This window comes from Variovorax sp. LjRoot175 (assembly GCF_964253805.1).
Taxonomy (GTDB): Bacteria; Pseudomonadota; Gammaproteobacteria; order Burkholderiales; family Burkholderiaceae_C; genus Variovorax.
Window position 1 is genome coordinate 1,222,522 of record NZ_CAXURY020000002.1, and the last position, 14,234, is coordinate 1,236,755.

At 64.2% G+C, this 14,234-nt stretch carries 15 protein-coding genes and 1 pseudogene; 7 read left to right on the forward strand and 9 right to left on the reverse strand.

All coding sequences use genetic code 11. The features are described from left to right. Nucleotides 1-138: 138 nt before the first annotated feature. Together ACSQ89_RS36200 and ACSQ89_RS36205 are read right to left on the reverse strand one after the other, a co-directional pair. On the reverse strand, nucleotides 139-993 hold the full coding sequence (locus ACSQ89_RS36200; RefSeq protein WP_436296967.1) for an alpha/beta fold hydrolase: 855 nt from the start codon (nucleotides 991-993) through the stop codon (nucleotides 139-141). A gap of 159 nt (nucleotides 994-1,152) precedes the next feature. Beyond that, a complete protein-coding gene (locus ACSQ89_RS36205; RefSeq protein ID WP_436296968.1) occupies nucleotides 1,153-2,037 on the reverse strand; it encodes a LysR substrate-binding domain-containing protein in 885 nt (294 codons plus the stop codon). Nucleotides 2,038-2,107: 70 nt separating this feature from the next. Here ACSQ89_RS36205 and ACSQ89_RS36210 point away from each other — a divergent pair, with 70 nt between their 5' ends. The 5 genes from ACSQ89_RS36210 to ACSQ89_RS36230 are packed head-to-tail and all read left to right on the forward strand — an operon-like array spanning nucleotide 2,108 to nucleotide 5,791. Next, nucleotides 2,108-2,947, forward strand: a complete 840-nt coding sequence (locus ACSQ89_RS36210) for an amidohydrolase family protein (RefSeq protein WP_436296969.1) — start codon at nucleotides 2,108-2,110, stop codon at nucleotides 2,945-2,947. Next, the gene (locus tag ACSQ89_RS36215; RefSeq protein ID WP_436296970.1) at nucleotides 2,944-3,744 is read left to right on the forward strand and encodes an SDR family NAD(P)-dependent oxidoreductase; all 801 of its coding nucleotides are present in this window, start codon (nucleotides 2,944-2,946) and stop codon (nucleotides 3,742-3,744) included. The genes ACSQ89_RS36210 and ACSQ89_RS36215 overlap by 4 nt, the downstream gene beginning before the upstream one ends. Before the next feature lie 32 nt (nucleotides 3,745-3,776). Then, on the forward strand, nucleotides 3,777-4,733 hold the full coding sequence (locus ACSQ89_RS36220) for a Bug family tripartite tricarboxylate transporter substrate binding protein (RefSeq protein WP_436296971.1): 957 nt from the start codon (nucleotides 3,777-3,779) through the stop codon (nucleotides 4,731-4,733). Further along, nucleotides 4,733-5,260: a carboxymuconolactone decarboxylase family protein gene (locus ACSQ89_RS36225; RefSeq protein ID WP_436296972.1), complete on the forward strand. Its 528-nt coding sequence runs from the start codon at nucleotides 4,733-4,735 to the stop codon at nucleotides 5,258-5,260. Before ACSQ89_RS36220 ends, ACSQ89_RS36225 begins: the two co-directional genes overlap by 1 nt. A 12-nt stretch (nucleotides 5,261-5,272) precedes the next feature. After that, nucleotides 5,273-5,791: a hypothetical protein gene (locus ACSQ89_RS36230; RefSeq protein WP_436296973.1), complete on the forward strand. Its 519-nt coding sequence runs from the start codon at nucleotides 5,273-5,275 to the stop codon at nucleotides 5,789-5,791. Between the two features lie 302 nt (nucleotides 5,792-6,093). On the opposite strand, the gene ACSQ89_RS36235 is transcribed toward ACSQ89_RS36230, so the two are convergent. From ACSQ89_RS36235 to ACSQ89_RS36265, 7 genes and pseudogenes are all read right to left on the reverse strand, one after another. Continuing rightward, nucleotides 6,094-6,594 carry an Lrp/AsnC family transcriptional regulator gene (locus ACSQ89_RS36235; RefSeq protein ID WP_436296974.1) on the reverse strand — a complete coding sequence of 167 codons (501 nt, stop codon included), beginning with the start codon at nucleotides 6,592-6,594 and terminating at the stop codon, nucleotides 6,094-6,096. 33 nt (nucleotides 6,595-6,627) lie between these two features. Then, nucleotides 6,628-7,968 (reverse strand): aspartate aminotransferase family protein, encoded by a 1,341-nt coding sequence (locus ACSQ89_RS36240; RefSeq protein ID WP_436296975.1) that lies wholly within the window; start codon nucleotides 7,966-7,968, stop codon nucleotides 6,628-6,630. Continuing rightward, nucleotides 7,965-9,062, reverse strand: a complete 1,098-nt coding sequence (locus ACSQ89_RS36245; protein ID WP_436296976.1) for a phosphotransferase — start codon at nucleotides 9,060-9,062, stop codon at nucleotides 7,965-7,967. Before ACSQ89_RS36245 ends, ACSQ89_RS36240 begins: the two co-directional genes overlap by 4 nt. Nucleotides 9,063-9,067: 5 nt before the next feature. Next, on the reverse strand, nucleotides 9,068-9,733 hold the full coding sequence (locus ACSQ89_RS36250; RefSeq protein WP_436296977.1) for a haloacid dehalogenase type II: 666 nt from the start codon (nucleotides 9,731-9,733) through the stop codon (nucleotides 9,068-9,070). 439 nt (nucleotides 9,734-10,172) lie between these two features. Continuing rightward, a pseudogene (locus ACSQ89_RS36255) lies at nucleotides 10,173-10,364 on the reverse strand (integrase); the annotation flags it as partial. A 434-nt stretch (nucleotides 10,365-10,798) separates the two neighbouring features. Continuing rightward, nucleotides 10,799-11,776: a tripartite tricarboxylate transporter substrate-binding protein gene (locus ACSQ89_RS36260; RefSeq protein ID WP_436293113.1), complete on the reverse strand. Its 978-nt coding sequence runs from the start codon at nucleotides 11,774-11,776 to the stop codon at nucleotides 10,799-10,801. A 27-nt stretch (nucleotides 11,777-11,803) separates the two neighbouring features. After that, nucleotides 11,804-12,970, reverse strand: coding sequence for a mandelate racemase/muconate lactonizing enzyme family protein (locus ACSQ89_RS36265; RefSeq protein WP_436293114.1), 1,167 nt, complete (start codon nucleotides 12,968-12,970; stop codon nucleotides 11,804-11,806). Between the two features lie 105 nt (nucleotides 12,971-13,075). Between ACSQ89_RS36265 and ACSQ89_RS36270 the strand changes: the two genes are divergently transcribed. Beyond that, nucleotides 13,076-13,510 carry a LysR family transcriptional regulator gene (locus ACSQ89_RS36270; protein ID WP_436293115.1) on the forward strand — a complete coding sequence of 145 codons (435 nt, stop codon included), beginning with the start codon at nucleotides 13,076-13,078 and terminating at the stop codon, nucleotides 13,508-13,510. Then, complete coding sequence (locus ACSQ89_RS36275; RefSeq protein ID WP_436296978.1) at nucleotides 13,507-13,974, forward strand: LysR substrate-binding domain-containing protein; 468 nt, start codon at nucleotides 13,507-13,509, stop codon at nucleotides 13,972-13,974. Before ACSQ89_RS36270 ends, ACSQ89_RS36275 begins: the two co-directional genes overlap by 4 nt. The last annotated feature ends 260 nt before the right edge of the window (nucleotides 13,975-14,234 follow it).

The following is a 14,234-nucleotide window of genomic DNA, read 5'->3' on the forward strand; positions in this document are numbered from 1 at the left end:
GGCGAATCTCGCCAGCGAAATGGTTCTCTTCAACACGGGATGTCTCCTTGGATAGGTGGATAAGGCAGATGCCGGAAAGCCCCCCTCCGGAGGCCAACTGCCACCTGTCCCCAGCCGGATAGTGGGAAGCGAGAAGCGCTACTTGGAATACACCGCGCGCGCAAAGTCGGCGATTGCATCGCTCATGGCCTGCGGTTGCTCGGGAGCCATCGCGTGCCCTGCGTCACGGACGACCTGGACCGTGACCCGATCACCCAGGTACGGCTTCATGACATCGGGGATGACAACGGCGTCGTGTTCAGCCTGCAGATCGAGAATGGGCACGCTGTCGCCGCCGGAGAAGTAGTCATCGACGGGCGTCATCTCGCGCGCCCGACCTTGCGCCTCATGTGCCGCCGGAAACCAACCGTCGAGCCAGATGCTCGGGTCATGACCTGGGGCGAAGAAGGCCTTGCGCAGGCATTCCAGTCGTCGGCTTGTCGGAAGGGTCAGGTCGCCAGCGCCGTCAATCGCATCGCGCAGCCGGCTGTAAGGCTTCTCGGCCGACCCTGGAGGCAGCTTGCCTGCAGAAGCCGCGGCCATGACGATGCCGCGCACCAGGTCGGGACGATCCGCAGCCAGCGTACGCGCAGGCTGACTGCCCCATGCATGCCCGACGACCACGATCGGACCCGTCGCCTCATGGTCGAGGACTGCAGCCACATCGCGAGCAAAGTCGTGAAGATCCAGATTCTCCATGGGGCCGCGGCTCAAGCCCACGCCCCGTGGCTCCGGGCGCAGCACCAGAAACCCTGCGGCCACCAGCTTGGCGGCGACTTCGTCGTAGTCACGCCCGGACCGCGCCAGCGACGGCAGGACGCAGATGATCGGACCTGCTCCTTGAGCATCGAACTCGATCTGGACCGCTTCGCCCGAGTGCTTCGGGCGGTATGAAATGAGCTTGCTCGATGCGTGCAGCTGCCGGGTGGGATTCGTTTGGGCTTCGATGGGCATGGCTGCAAGTCTCTTCGGCGCTGCCGCCATCGGTAATGACACCAAGCCTATATCAGCTATGTCCGTCCGCTATGGTCCTGGCGCGCAGCATTGGCATCTCCCCTCACAGGCGATGGACCCGCCTGGCGACCCCCGTCGCCCTGTGTCCCCCCTCATCAGCTAGCGCTGGCGAAAGTCCAGCTCTTGCAGCAACTGCGCTGTCCCTCGGGTGAGACGGGTTCCCGGACGCGCCTTCGGGGTTGCGAGGACCAACGCGTTCCAGATGCTTGGTGGCCCAATCGGTGCGCGAGGCAGCAATTCGTCGCCGCTGGCACCCAAGGCGCTCTCCGGAAGCACCGTGCAGCCCACCCCAGTCTGTACGAGCGCAACCGCCGTTCGGACCGCGCCGACCTCAGCGAGCACCTTGAGCTGGATGCCGCGCGACCCAAGCACGGAATCGAGCAGATGCCGAATTGCGTTTGGCGCACTCGGCAGCACCATCGGATAGTTGGCAAGCGCCGCTAAGCTGACCCGCGGCGGCAGCTTGCTTTTTGGGGGCGCGACCAACAGGAGCTTCTCGCGCATCAGTGGCTGAAACGCAAGTTGCGGTGAGGCCGCGGGGTCGAAGAGAAGCGCCAGGTCGAGTTGGCCCGCGATCATCGACTCCCGCAGCGCGACGCTCAGTCCCTCCAGCACCGTGATTACCGCGCGCGGAAATCGCTCACGAAACCTCCGCACGAGCGGGGTGCTCAAATCCAGCGCCACCCGCGGCGGCATTCCCACCACGATCCTGCCCCCAGGGCTTTCATCCATTTCCTGCAGTTCGTCCCGGGCGCGTCGCGAGATGTCCAGCATTGCACGCGCATGGACAAGCAGAGCAGCACCCGCCTCAGTAGGCGTCACACCGCGCCCCGTTCTCACAAGCAAGCGCTGCCCGAGATCCTCCTCCAGCAGGGCGATCTGCCTGCTCAGGCTGGGCTGGGCGAGATGCAGCACCGCCGCTCCGCGGCTGAAACTGCCTGCGTCGACCACCGTCACAAAGTACTGCAATTGACGAAGCTCCATAGCCGCCAAGCATAGCGGGTATAGCAGCAATGTCCTTACGAAGCTTCGCTTCCGTCGCGACACTGGCGCAATGACTTTCCCCCTTCCTCCCGGAGCCTGCAATGCCCACTGCCACGTCTTTGGACCTGGTGCCCGCTTCCCCTACGCGCCCGATGCCAGTTTCCTTCCCAAGGAGGATGCACCGAAAGAGGCGCTGTTCGCGCTGAACGACGGACTCGGGCTCGAGCGCTGTGTGGTCGTGCAGTCGGCCTGCCACGGGTTTGACAACCGTGCAACCGAAGACGCTGTCGCCGCACGCCCTGACAGCTACCGCGGTATCGCATTGCTGCCGACCGATGTCGAGTACGCCGAACTGACAAGGCTCGACACAGCGGGATTTCGCGGCGTGCGATTCAACTTCATGGGACACCTCGGACGCCACGCGCCGATCGACGACGTGCTGTCGCTGGCAGCGCGCTTTGCGCCGCTCGGATGGCACCTTCAGGTTCACGGCGATCCCACCTTGCTCACCGATCTCGCGCCGGCATTTCGACGCTGTCCGACACCCGTGGTGATCGATCACATCGGCCGCATCGATTCGGCGCTCGGGATCAATCAGCCGAACTTCCAGGCCCTGCTGAAACTGATGGCCGATGAGCGCTTCTGGGTCAAGGTCAGCGGCATGGACCGCATCACACGCCTAGGCCCGCCCTACGCCGATGCGCAGCCGTTTGCCAGGATGCTGGTCACGGAGTTCGGCGATCGCGTGGTGTGGGGTAACGACTGGCCGCACCCCAATCACGCGGGTCCGATACCCAATGAGCGGCAGCTGGTCGACCTCATCGCCGATATCGCGCCCACGGCGTCCGCGCGCCATGCGCTGCTGGTGCGCAATCCCGAACGCCTTTATCAATTTGGAGACAACACATGAGCCTTCGCTTCGAAAACAAGGTCGCCATCGTCACCGGCGCCGGGTGCGTCGGTGCCGGCTGGGGGAACGGCCGGGCCATTGCGGTGCGCCTGGCAGAGGAAGGTGCCAAGGTCCTGGCAGTCGACCGCGACCGCGCCCGACTTGACGAGACCCTCGACCTGGCCGGCGACGCGCGCGCGTCGATCACGCCCTGGGTCTGCGACGTGACGAGCAGCGCAAGCGTGGCCGCCATGGCGGGCGCCTGCCTGGAGACCTACGGCACGATCGACATCCTGGTCAACAACGTGGGTGGCTCCGCCGCAGGCGGCCCCGTTGAGCTGGCCGAAGAGGTTTGGGACTCGCAGATCGACATCAACCTCAAGAGCGTCTTCCTGACCTGCAAGCACGTGCTGCCGACGATGCTCGCCAAGGGCGCCGGCTCGATCGTCAACATCGCCTCCACCTCGGGCCTGCGCTGGACGGGCAGTGCGCAGGTCGCCTACGCTGCCACCAAGGCGGGCGTCATCCATCTGTCCCGGGTCGTCGCCGTGCAACATGCCGCCCAAGGCGTGCGCGTCAACTGCGTGGTGCCAGGCCAGCTGCACACACCGATGGTGGAAACGCGCCTGGCCAAGCAGCGCGCGGGCGGTGACGTCGACGCTCTTCTCGCGCAGCGCCAAAAGCGCATTCCGATCGGCTTCATGGGCGACGGCCGGGACACCGCGAGCGCAGTGCTCTACCTCGCCAGCGACGAGGCCCGGTTCGTCACAGGCACCGAACTCGTCGTGGACGGCGGCATGACCGCACGCTGCGACTGAACGCTCACGCCACACAACGAAGAGAGACATTCATGGTCAAGCGCTACTTGCTCGCGGCGGCCCTCGCAGTTACCTTGACGGCCGCCGCTCATGCCCAGCCCAAGACGACTCGGATCGTGGTCTCGTTCACCTCCGGCGGCCCGGTCGACTCCGTCGCGCGCACCCTTTCCGAACAGCTCGGCAAGGAGCTGGGGCGCACCGTCATCGTCGACAACAAGCCGGGCGCCAATGGTGCGATCGGCGCGGTCGACGTCCTGAAGTCGGCGCCCGACGGCGGAACGCTCTGGTTCACCAGCGTCGGCGCGGCAGCGATCAACGCTTCGCTCTACGAGAAGCTTCCCTACGACATGCAGCGCGACTTTGCCCCGGTCTCGCTGGTGGTCAACAACGTCGAGTTGCTGGTGACCCAGCAGAGCAACCCGGTCCGGGACGCGGCCGAGTTCGTCGCGGCGACGAAGAAGAAGCCCGAACCGACGCCGATGGGCTCGTCGGGCACGGGAAGCATTCCCCATCTGGCCATCGAGCAGTTGGCAGACTCGACCGGGGCCAAGCTGCTCCACGTCCCCTACAAGGGCGCCGCGCCTGCGATCACCGATTTGATGGGCGGCCAGATCAGCGGCTTCTTCGGCGACGTACCCGGTCTGCTGGGACATCTTCAAGGCGGGCGGCTCAAGGCGCTCGGCGTTGCCTCGAGCAAGCGCCACCCTTCCCTTCCCGACGTGAAGACACTGGAAGAGCAAGGCATCCGTGGCGTCGACACGAACAACTGGTACGCGCTTTTCGCCCCGGCCAAGACGCCGCCGGAGGTCATCGCGGTGCTCAACAAGGCGGTGCGTAACACCTTGGCCAACCCGGCCGTGCGGGAGAAGTTGCTGAAGACGGGCACCGAGCCTGCCGGATCCACGCCCCTGGAACTGGCGACCATTCAGAAGCGGGACACCGAGAAGTGGGCGAAGCTGATCCGCGCGAAGAACATCAAGGCCGAATGATGACCAACACCCACATTCGCGTCCCCCTCGTCCAGCCGGGCACTCGGCCCGAGCTGGCTGAAGTCGAGGCCCGCATCATGGCGCAGCGCGGCCGCGTGTCGCTGCTCTACCAGGTCCTCCTCAACAGCGGGCCGATCGCATCGGGCTGGGAACGCATGCTCACCGCCGTGCGCAACCAGACCGGCGTACCCGCAGATCTGCGCGAACTGATGATCCTTCGCGTCGCGGTGCTCAATGGCGCCAGCTTCGAGTTCGATGCCCACGTGCCGCATGCACAGAATGCGGGGGTCAGCCTGGAGAAGGTCGACGCCGTGCGAGCCACCGTGATCGCGGACGTGTTCGAACCCCTTGAACGTCTCACCCTCGAACTGACCGATGCCATGACCCGCGACGTCAAGGTGCCGGACGCGCTCATGGCCAGGATTCAGCAGCACTTCGATCCAAAGGGAGTGGTCGAGATCGTGGCGACGATCGCGGCCTACAACATGGTGTCTCGCCTGCTGGTGGCGCTCAATGTCGCGCACTGAGGAACGCTGGACATGAAAGATCTCTGGCTTCTCAAGCATGACGCGTCGGTCGCGGCCGGCGCACTTCCTGAAAGCGTTCGCGAGGCCGCGGGCATGCAATCGTGGCGAGCCATGGAAGGGCCCCTGACCTACATCTACGCACCGACCGACTCCGCCTTTCCGAACAATGCCATGCCCGGCACGTCCTGGCATCGATTGCAGTGCCTTCAGATGCTCGACGGCGCGTCCGCCGGCCTGGTCGCGCCATATCACTACGTCGTCGAAACCGACGTGCTGGCCGAGCACGAAAACGATCTCAACGCCTGGTACACACAGGAGCATCTGCCCGGCCTGGCATCCGTTACCGGCACAGCGCGCGCAGCGCGCTACCTCGATCCAGCAGGCTTTCCGCGCTACTACGCCTGCTACGACCTCGCGAGTCTGGAGACCTTGGGCAGCCCGGCCTGGCTCGCCGTGCGAGGCACGGCCTGGAGCGCACGGGTCCGGCCGGCTTTCCGCAACACACGACGCACCCTGTTCCGACGAGGCTAACGCGACAAACCGCGTTCCATCACCATCATTCTCTTCACCCCAATGCAGGCCGAGCTCGAAACACAGGTCGGCATCGGCATCTCCCGTCTCAAATCGTGCGTAAGAGTGCCCCGCGCCGTCAGCCACTTGCCCGAAGAAATTGTGACTATCTGGTGGGCAAGGTCTTCGCGATTGCAGATGCCCATTGCGACACCATCGCGATGTGGCCAAGCGCTCATCGCATCGACACTGCAGCGTGGCCTCATCTCGAAGTTGGCTGGCAAGCCTGGCCTGCCCTTACCGCGGCCTGAGCCCCACCACCATCACTCCCACCGTTTCTGGGTCGCGATGATGCCCAACGGATACCCGCGCCGGTCCAGCGACTGGCGCAGGACGATCCGGCTGGCGAAGCGCTCGATGCCGATATCGTCATCCAGCATCTTTTCCATCAGCGCCTGAAAATGGCCGACGCCGGGCGCCACGATCTTCAGCAGGTAGTCGTAGCCGCCGCTGACGTTGTACCACTCGACGATCTCCTCGTACTTCGCGACGGCTTCCTCGAACTTGCGGAAATCATCCGGTCGGTGGCTGCTGATGGTGACCTCCGAGAACACGATGACGTGGTCCCCCAGCTTTTCCAGCGCGATGTCGGCGCTGTAGCCGCGGATCAGCCCGGTCTCCTGCAGCCGCTTGGTGCGCAAGAGGCACGGGCTGGCGCTGAGGCCGACCGACTCGGCCAGATCGACGTTCGAGCAGCGCCCCTCGCGCTGGAGATGAACCAGGATCTTGAGGTCGAACCGGTCGAACAAAACTGCTGGTTTCATGGGGCGATCGTACTGTCAGGTCGATCCCGGCGACTAGCGCTGCGCCTGGGTGAGCGATTCGTCGAGCGCCTCGACAACCATGCCGGCCTGCTCCGCCGAGAGCACCAGCGGCGGACGGATCTTGAGCACGTTGTGCCCCTGGGCGCAGGCGCTGAGCAGCACGCCTTTGTCGCGCATCAGGTTGACCACCCGGCTGGTAAGGCCGCGGTCCGGCGCCCGCGTCGACCGGTCCGTCACGAGCTCGACGCCGACGAAGAGCCCTGCCCCCCGTACGTCGCCGATGGCGTCGTGCTTTGCGGCGAGCCCTGCGATGCCGTCGAGCAGCACCTTGCCGATCTTGGCTGCGTGCGGCACCAGCCGATCCCGTTCAATGGTCTCCAGCACCGCCAGGGCCGCTGCGCATGAGACCGTGTTGCCGGCGAAGGTGTTGAAGTAGCGGGAGTTCTTGCCAAATTCCGCCAGGGCGTCGGCTGTCGCGAGGAGGCCCGCAATCGGCTGGCCGTTGCCCATCGGCTTGCCCAACGTAACGATGTCGGGAACGAGACCGTGGCGCTGGAAGCCCCACATGTGCTCGCCGGTGCGACCGAAGCCGGGCTGCACCTCGTCGGCGATGAACAGGCCACCAGCGCGCTTGATCGCCTCGACCGCTCCCTTCAGGAAGCCCGCAGGCTCGGGCAGGATGCCGTCGCTGGTGAAAAGCGAATCGACGATCAAAGCTGCCGGCTTGATGCCGTGGCGCTGCAGGTCGGCGATGGCCGCGTCAACGTCGCGCGTGAAGCGCTCGCCTAGGTCGGCTCCTTCGGCGTGGTACAGGCGCGGCGCCGACACCAGGCGAACGTGCGGACCGAGGTCGACGGTCACGCCCAGCGATGGCGAGAACTGCGACACGGCGTCGGTGATGCCATGGTAGGCCGTGTCGGTGACGATCACACCCGTGCCGCCAGTGCGCACCTTGGCGATGCGATAAGCCAGGTCATTGGCCTCGCTGCCGGTGCAAGTCAGCATCAGGTGGGCCAGGTCAGTGCCGGGCACGCTGGCGAGCAGGCGCTCGGCCAGCTCGAGGATGGTGTCGTGGAGGTATCGCGTGTTGGTCGCGAGCGTCTGCACCTGGCGGCAGATCGCCTCGGTCACCGCGGGATGGCAGTGACCGAGCGACGTGACGTTGTTGTAGACGTCAAGGTAGCGGCGGCCTTCCGGGTCTATCAGCCACACGCCGTCACCGCGCACGATGTGCAGCGGGTGTTCGTACATCAGCCGGTAGGCCGGGCCGAGCAGTGCATTGCGCCGCTCGATCATTGCCTCGGTGGCGGGCCCGACATTGGCGCGGCCGGGGATGTAGGCGTTGACCATGTTGAAGTCAGCGGTGGCTTTCATGAGGAGGCTCCGTTTCGTGTTGGGGTCAGTAAGCGGTCGCGCGCGTCGTGGCGGGAGAGGTCTGCCATCTGCGACAGCGCCTCCCAGGCCGCGGGGTTGTGACGCATGATGTAGGCGCGGTTTTCGGGATAGCGTAGGGCGCGCCACTCCGAGATCAACGCCGTGATGAGGTGGCGCGTCGCCATGAGGTCGGCGACGATGTCCTGCTCCAGCTCGGTCAGCGGCAGGACGGCCTGGTAGGCGCCGACGAACTGCGCCGGTCCCTCGAACGGGTCGGCGCTGCCGGTCATGTGGAAGGCGGCAGCCGTCGCCACCTCGCCGACCAGTGGCGCATGGAGCATGTCGCCGAAGTCGATGATGCCGGTGATGCGCGCCTCGTCGTCCGGCGCGACCAGCACGTTGTAGAGGTGATAGTCGTTGTGGATCACCTGCGCCCTCAACGATGCGAGGCGGGGCAGCACATGGTCGGTGAAGCGCTTCATGAACGACTGGGCCAGCGCGCGTCGTGGTCCTTCAACCAGGCTCTCGAGCTGGACGGTCAGACGGTGCGCGGCCGACACGTTCCACAGCAGGTCGTGCGTGGCCGCGGGGTGAGTGAAGCCTTGCAGGGCGAGGTCCAGTTCGGCCAATCCCTTGCCCATCGCCACGCGCTGAGCGGCGGTGCGCGCTGTCTCCCGGATCTGAATGCCTTCCAGGTAGGTGAGCATACGCACGGTGGTGCGGGCGCCGTCGGCGAGCTCCAGGGTGTCACGCGCGCGACCGTCCAGCGTCCGCACGACGCGGGGGACCGGCTGGCTGGGCGATGTTCGGGCGATGTGCTCAAGGGCGGCGATCTGGAAATCGACCAGCGACATCGGCTCGGAGGGGTTGCTGATCTTGAACACGTAGCGCGTGCCGTCGGCAGATTCCACGGCGCAATTCTGGTCGCGCTCGCCAGCCAGCGACTTCACACTGCCGTCGATGCCATAGAGGCGCGCCACCAGCGCCTGCACCTCGGCTGGCGCCAGGTCGGGCGCTGCGGTGCTCAGCGCAGCGGCCTCGCTCGGGTGGCCCTCAGGCATCGCCCCCTGAGGTTCAAGGTGGGGGTCAAGCATGAGCATCAGAGTCCGAGCAGTGCAGGAAGCTGACGAACATCTGTCAAGCGGCTCACGCCGTATTCGGTCGACGTAGGCTCGTGCCCCCGGTCGATGAAGGCCTTGGCCATGAAGCCAAGGTCGGACGCCGTCATCAGGTCATATCGGAAGCTCGACGAGACATGCATCATCTGATCGGGCCCGCAGCCGAGCTGGTCGAACATGTATTCGAAGGCTTGCATGCGTGGCTTGTACGCGCGCGCTTCCTCGGCGGTGTAGACCGCGTGGAAAGGGGCCTTGAGGTGCGCGACGCTGTGGGGGATGAGGTCGACCATCGAGTTCGACAGGATTACGAGCGGCACGTGCGGCGCGATCGCCTCCAGCACCTCGACCACGTTCGGGTGCGGCTGCCAGGTCGGCACTGCGTCGTACAGAGAGAGTGCATCCGATGCCAGGCATTCGATGCCATGCGCCTTGCAGGCACGCTGGATGGAGTTCTCCACCACGTCGAAGAATGGCTTCCAGTCGCCCAGTACCTCGTCGAGGCGATAGGCCCTGAAACTGTCCAGGAACGCCGGCATTCGGTCGGCCGGCACGCGGTCCTTGAACAGGACTTTTGCCGTCGGGCCCATCTCGAAGTTGATGAGCGTGCCGTAGCAATCGAAGCTGATAAATTTTGGTCGGAATATCATGGGTTCACCCGCTGCGTTGAGATGGAATAAGTCTAGGGTTACCCCCCTTACAGGAGATGCCATATCGCAACGGAACCCAAGCAGTTTCTTTGTCAATCCGGAGGGGGCTTGGCATTTTTGAGTGGTGAACCAAAGCGACCTCTGCCCCGCAGACCGTAGACTCGAGGGATGCACATCCTTGGCGCTGGACGCGCGGCATTTCTCGAATTCCTCAGAAATCTGACGCCGATGGTTCTCCTGACGTCGATCGCGTTTGTCACTTGGGCTCAGCTTGACTTCAGCCGTTGGGACCCGGGCAACTGGAAGACGACCGTGATCTTCGGGATCTGCTTGACCACCGCCGCGCTTTCCTTTGTGGCCAATCTATGGGGGTTCCTTGACAACGCGCTGGCGTTTCCTCTTGGACTTGAGCGTGCCATCCGCCGACTTCGGCTGCGTGGGCAATGCGGTCGCAGCCCCGCAACTTGCTGTCGATTCCCAGATTGAACAGGGCAAGCTCGCGCACTCGGCTTTCCATTTGAAGGCGGACCCGAAGCGCCCAGATGTCCTTGATCCTGAACGGAGCCTTCTGACCGACGATCTTGCCCTTGTTCCACGGCTCGCGATGAGGGGCGTTGAGATTGGATGCCATGATGGACTCCCATCAAGTTGAGGGCCACCTAGGATGCGCGATCAGGAGATTGAAGCGGTCCTCTCGGACGACAGCGGGTTGCCATGATGGGAAGACCGTCCAGTCGAAAGACCGCTTCCTGGATCAGCTGCGGACTCACGGTTCCGGCCATGACCCGTCAGTCGCGCGCCCGCCCGCTACGTCCGGTGAAGGACTGGAAGGTGACATCTCACGCAGCGAACTCTTCCTTTTTTGGTGTCATGTCGTCTCCTTGTTTGTGGCGTGTGCCATCCACGACAGGTCCACCGATGCTGAATATTTCGAATCAGGAAGGAATGGAGCGCGCTGCGCCACTTGGATGCCTCGGTTGGGGCCGTCGGCTTGGCAGGTCCGTCCGACCTGCCGTGTCGTCAAATGGAAAGCACGGGCTCTATCGGCCCGCTGCCCTCGTCACATCAGTCGGCGTATTCGCCAGCGTCCTTGATCACCTTCGACCACCGCGCTTTTTCGGCTTCAAGGTATTTCTTGTGGCCGGCAGGGTCGAGTCGGTCGTCATTGACGACTGTGAGGCCGAGCGCCTCCTCCCGCTTGATCAAATCAGGATCTTTCAATGCGGTGCGCAGTGCGGCGTTGAGCTTGGCGAGCACTGCGGAAGGCGTGCCACGCGGTGCGTACAAGCCGTGCCAGACTTGGACGTTGAAGTCTTTCAGTCCGGCTTCAGACAAGGTCGGCGTGTCCTTCAGCGCCGCGAGCGGTAGCCGCTGCAAGCTGGTGACGCCGTAGACCTTGACCTTCTTGCCCTCGATCTGCGGCACCGCGTTGGTCGCCTGTTCGCACATCACATCGACCTGGCCGCCGATGAGGTCCGTCATCGCCGGCGCGGTCCCTTTGTAGGGCACGGGCGTCATGCTCGTCTTCAGCGCGCTTTGGAACATCAGGCCGCACAGGTGCGATGCGGAACCGAGCCCCGCGTTGGCGAGGTTCACCTTGCCGCCATTCGACGCGATCCACTGGCGCAACTCAGCGAAGTTGCCGGCAGCGAGGCTCGGCTTGCCTATCAGCACCGAGGGCGCTTCGTTGATAAGACCCAGGGTTTCGAAATCCTCCGGCACCTTGTAGCTGAGCTTGCGGTACAGGGCCGGTGCGGTTGCCATGCCGATGTGATGCACCAGCAGCGTGTAGCCGTCCGGCGCGGCACGGGCAACCTTGGCCGAGCCGATCGTGCCGCCCGCGCCGGCGGCGTTGTCGACGATGACGGTCTGGCCGAGAGGCTTGCGAAGCGCCTCGGCCAGGTCCCGGGCGATCTTGTCGCTCGGGCCGCCGGCGGCAAAAGGCACGACCAGCGTGACGGGCTTATCGGGAAACTCTGCGCACGCCAACGAAGCGAATCCGAGCACGGCGAGGCCAGCGCCGCAGCGCCAAAGATTGATCATGATCTTGTCTCCTTGGGTTTGCGGGCGTCAGGCCGACAGCGCCTGCATCTCGCGATACAGATCGGCCTTGCCTTCGAAGCCGATGCCAGGCAGGTCAGGCAGCGTCACATAGCTGTTCTCTACCTTCACGCCATCCGGGAATCCGCCGAACGGTTGGAACAGGTCGGGGTAGGACTCGTTGCCGCCCAGTCCGAGCCCAGCGGCGATGTTCAGCGACATCTGGTGCCCGCCGTGAGGGATGCAGCGACTGGCCGACCAGCCGTGCTCCTTGAGCATCTCGAGCGTGCGCAGGTACTCCACCAGGCCGTAGCTCAGCGCGCAGTCGAACTGCAGCCAGTCGCGGTCGGGGCGCATGCCGCCGTAGCGGATCAGGTTGCGCGCATCCTGCATCGAGAAGAGATCTTCGCCCGTGGCCATCGGGTTTTTGTAGAAGTTGCGCAGCGCCGCCTGGAGTTCGAAGTCCAGCGGGTCGCCCGGCTCCTCGTACCAGAACAGGTCGTATTGCGAAAGCGCCTTGGCGTAGGCGATGGCGGTTTCAAGGCCGAAGCGCCCGTTCGCGTCGACGCAGAGCTTCTGGCCGTCCTGCAGCACTTCCATGATCGAATCGATGCGGCGAAGGTCTTCGTCGAGCGAGGCGCCGCCGATCTTTTTCTTGACGACCGTGTAGCCGCGGTCGATGTAGCTGCGCATCTCGTCCTGGAGCTTCCTGTGGTCCTGCCCAGGGTAGTAGTAGCCGCCCGCCGCGTAGACGAAGATCTTGCGGTTCGGCTTTCCGTCTCCGTAGCGGTCCGCCAGCAACTGGAAGAGGGGCTTGCCTTCGATCTTGGCCACGGCGTCCCACACCGCCATGTCGATCGTGCCGATCGCCACGGAGCGTTCACCATGGCCGCCCGGCTTCTCGTTGGTGAACATCGTGTTCCAGATCTTGTGCGGGTCGAGGTTGTCGCCCGTGTCGTCGACGAGCGAAGTCGGATCCGCTTCGAGGATGCGCGGGATGAACCGCTCGCGCATCAGCTTGCCCTGGCCATAGCGACCGTTCGAATTGAAACCGTAGCCGACGACCGGCTTGCCGTCGCGGATCACGTCAGTGATCACCGCGACAAGACTCAGCGTCATCTTGCTAAAGTCGATGTAGGCGTTGCGGATCGGCGAGCTGATGGGGATGGTTTTCTCGCGGATTTCGACGATCTTCATGGTTGGCTCCAGGGGGTGTTTGATTGAGAGCCTGTATGGTCCGCCGCACGGGCTCTTTGGGCCAATGCTCTTTTTCGCTGCTTCTATGCACCGGACGAACCGCACATGAATCTGATCTGGCTTGAAGACTTTGTGGCCCTGGCTGCCACGGGAAATTTTTCGCGCGCTGCGGAGGACCGCCACAGCTCCCAACCCGCGTTTAGCCGGCGCATTCGTGCCCTGGAGGAGTGGATCGGCGCCGAGCTTTTCGACAGGAGTTCGCAACCCGCCAAGCTGACCGAAATCGGCGAATGGTTCACCGGCGTGGCACAGGAATTGATCGCCAGGGTCGCGCGGGTGCCGGGTGACGCCAAGAAGGTCGCCGAGGCCAGTTCGGTCACCTTGCGCATCGCGTCCACGCATGCGCTCTCTTTTACTTTTCTGCCGCGATGGTTGCGAAGCCTCGAATCGAATACGACGCTCGGGCCGGTGCAACTGATGTCCGACGTGCTTCAGCGTTGCGAAGCACTGATGCTGCAAAGCAAGGTTCAGTTGTGTTGAGCCACGCGCACAGCAAGGCGCAAGGGGCGCTGGATGCAGAGCCGTACAGGTCGGCCCGGATCGGTGAGGATCTGCTGATCGCGGTGTCGGCGCCGGACGAGGAAGGTAACGCGCGTTATCAGCTCGCGCGTCAAGGCGGACCTGCAGTACCTGTGCTCCAGTACACCGAGGAATCAGGGCTGGGACGCATCATGCGCGCCGTGATCGGTCGCAGGCTGGAGTCAGTTCCTGCGCAGACCGTCTTCACGGCTCATCTCGCCTCTGTCCTCAGAACGATGGTGCTAGACGGTAGGGGGATCGCGTGGTTGCCGCAGACGCTGGTGGAGGACGATATTGACCAGGGTCGGCTTGTCGCCGCGGCGAGCAACGATTGGGAAGTTCCCTTGGAAATACGGCTCTATCGCGACAGCGAGCTTTTGGGGAAGGCCGCCAACGCGTTCTGGAACGCCGCGGTTGGAGTGTGATCGCATCTTGGTCGTGGTCGTGGTCGTGGTCGTGGTCGTGGTCGTGGTCGTGGTCGTGGTCGTGGTCACCGCAGGGTATGACCTCAACTGCGGCCAGTAGGACGAATCCACAATCTAAGACCGCACTGCATTGCGGACGTCCATCGCGACAACCCGTAAGGCAGCAGTGGGCCCTGAACTGCCTTCCGGGCGATCATGCCGAAGGTCCGGGTTCAGTCTGAAGTCGACTTTGCAGCGGCAGTGCCCGCCTTCAAGGACGA

Bases quoted from the DNA above. Each gene is read 5' to 3' on its own strand.
- ACSQ89_RS36250 (WP_436296977.1), bottom strand. From the start codon at position 9,733: ATGATATTCCGACCAAAATTTATCAGCTTCGATTGCTACGGCACGCTC.
- ACSQ89_RS36210 (WP_436296969.1), top strand. From the start codon at position 2,108: ATGACTTTCCCCCTTCCTCCCGGAGCCTGCAATGCCCACTGCCACGTC.
- ACSQ89_RS36265 (WP_436293114.1), bottom strand. From the start codon at position 12,970: ATGAAGATCGTCGAAATCCGCGAGAAAACCATCCCCATCAGCTCGCCG.
- ACSQ89_RS36230 (WP_436296973.1), top strand. From the start codon at position 5,273: ATGAAAGATCTCTGGCTTCTCAAGCATGACGCGTCGGTCGCGGCCGGC.
- ACSQ89_RS36240 (WP_436296975.1), bottom strand. From the start codon at position 7,968: ATGAAAGCCACCGCTGACTTCAACATGGTCAACGCCTACATCCCCGGC.
- ACSQ89_RS36205 (WP_436296968.1), bottom strand. From the start codon at position 2,037: ATGGAGCTTCGTCAATTGCAGTACTTTGTGACGGTGGTCGACGCAGGC.
- ACSQ89_RS36260 (WP_436293113.1), bottom strand. From the start codon at position 11,776: ATGATCAATCTTTGGCGCTGCGGCGCTGGCCTCGCCGTGCTCGGATTC.
- ACSQ89_RS36245 (WP_436296976.1), bottom strand. From the start codon at position 9,062: ATGCTTGACCCCCACCTTGAACCTCAGGGGGCGATGCCTGAGGGCCAC.
- ACSQ89_RS36220 (WP_436296971.1), top strand. From the start codon at position 3,777: ATGGTCAAGCGCTACTTGCTCGCGGCGGCCCTCGCAGTTACCTTGACG.
- ACSQ89_RS36235 (WP_436296974.1), bottom strand. From the start codon at position 6,594: ATGAAACCAGCAGTTTTGTTCGACCGGTTCGACCTCAAGATCCTGGTT.
- ACSQ89_RS36200 (WP_436296967.1), bottom strand. From the start codon at position 993: ATGCCCATCGAAGCCCAAACGAATCCCACCCGGCAGCTGCACGCATCG.
- ACSQ89_RS36270 (WP_436293115.1), top strand. From the start codon at position 13,076: ATGAATCTGATCTGGCTTGAAGACTTTGTGGCCCTGGCTGCCACGGGA.
- ACSQ89_RS36225 (WP_436296972.1), top strand. From the start codon at position 4,733: ATGACCAACACCCACATTCGCGTCCCCCTCGTCCAGCCGGGCACTCGG.
- ACSQ89_RS36215 (WP_436296970.1), top strand. From the start codon at position 2,944: ATGAGCCTTCGCTTCGAAAACAAGGTCGCCATCGTCACCGGCGCCGGG.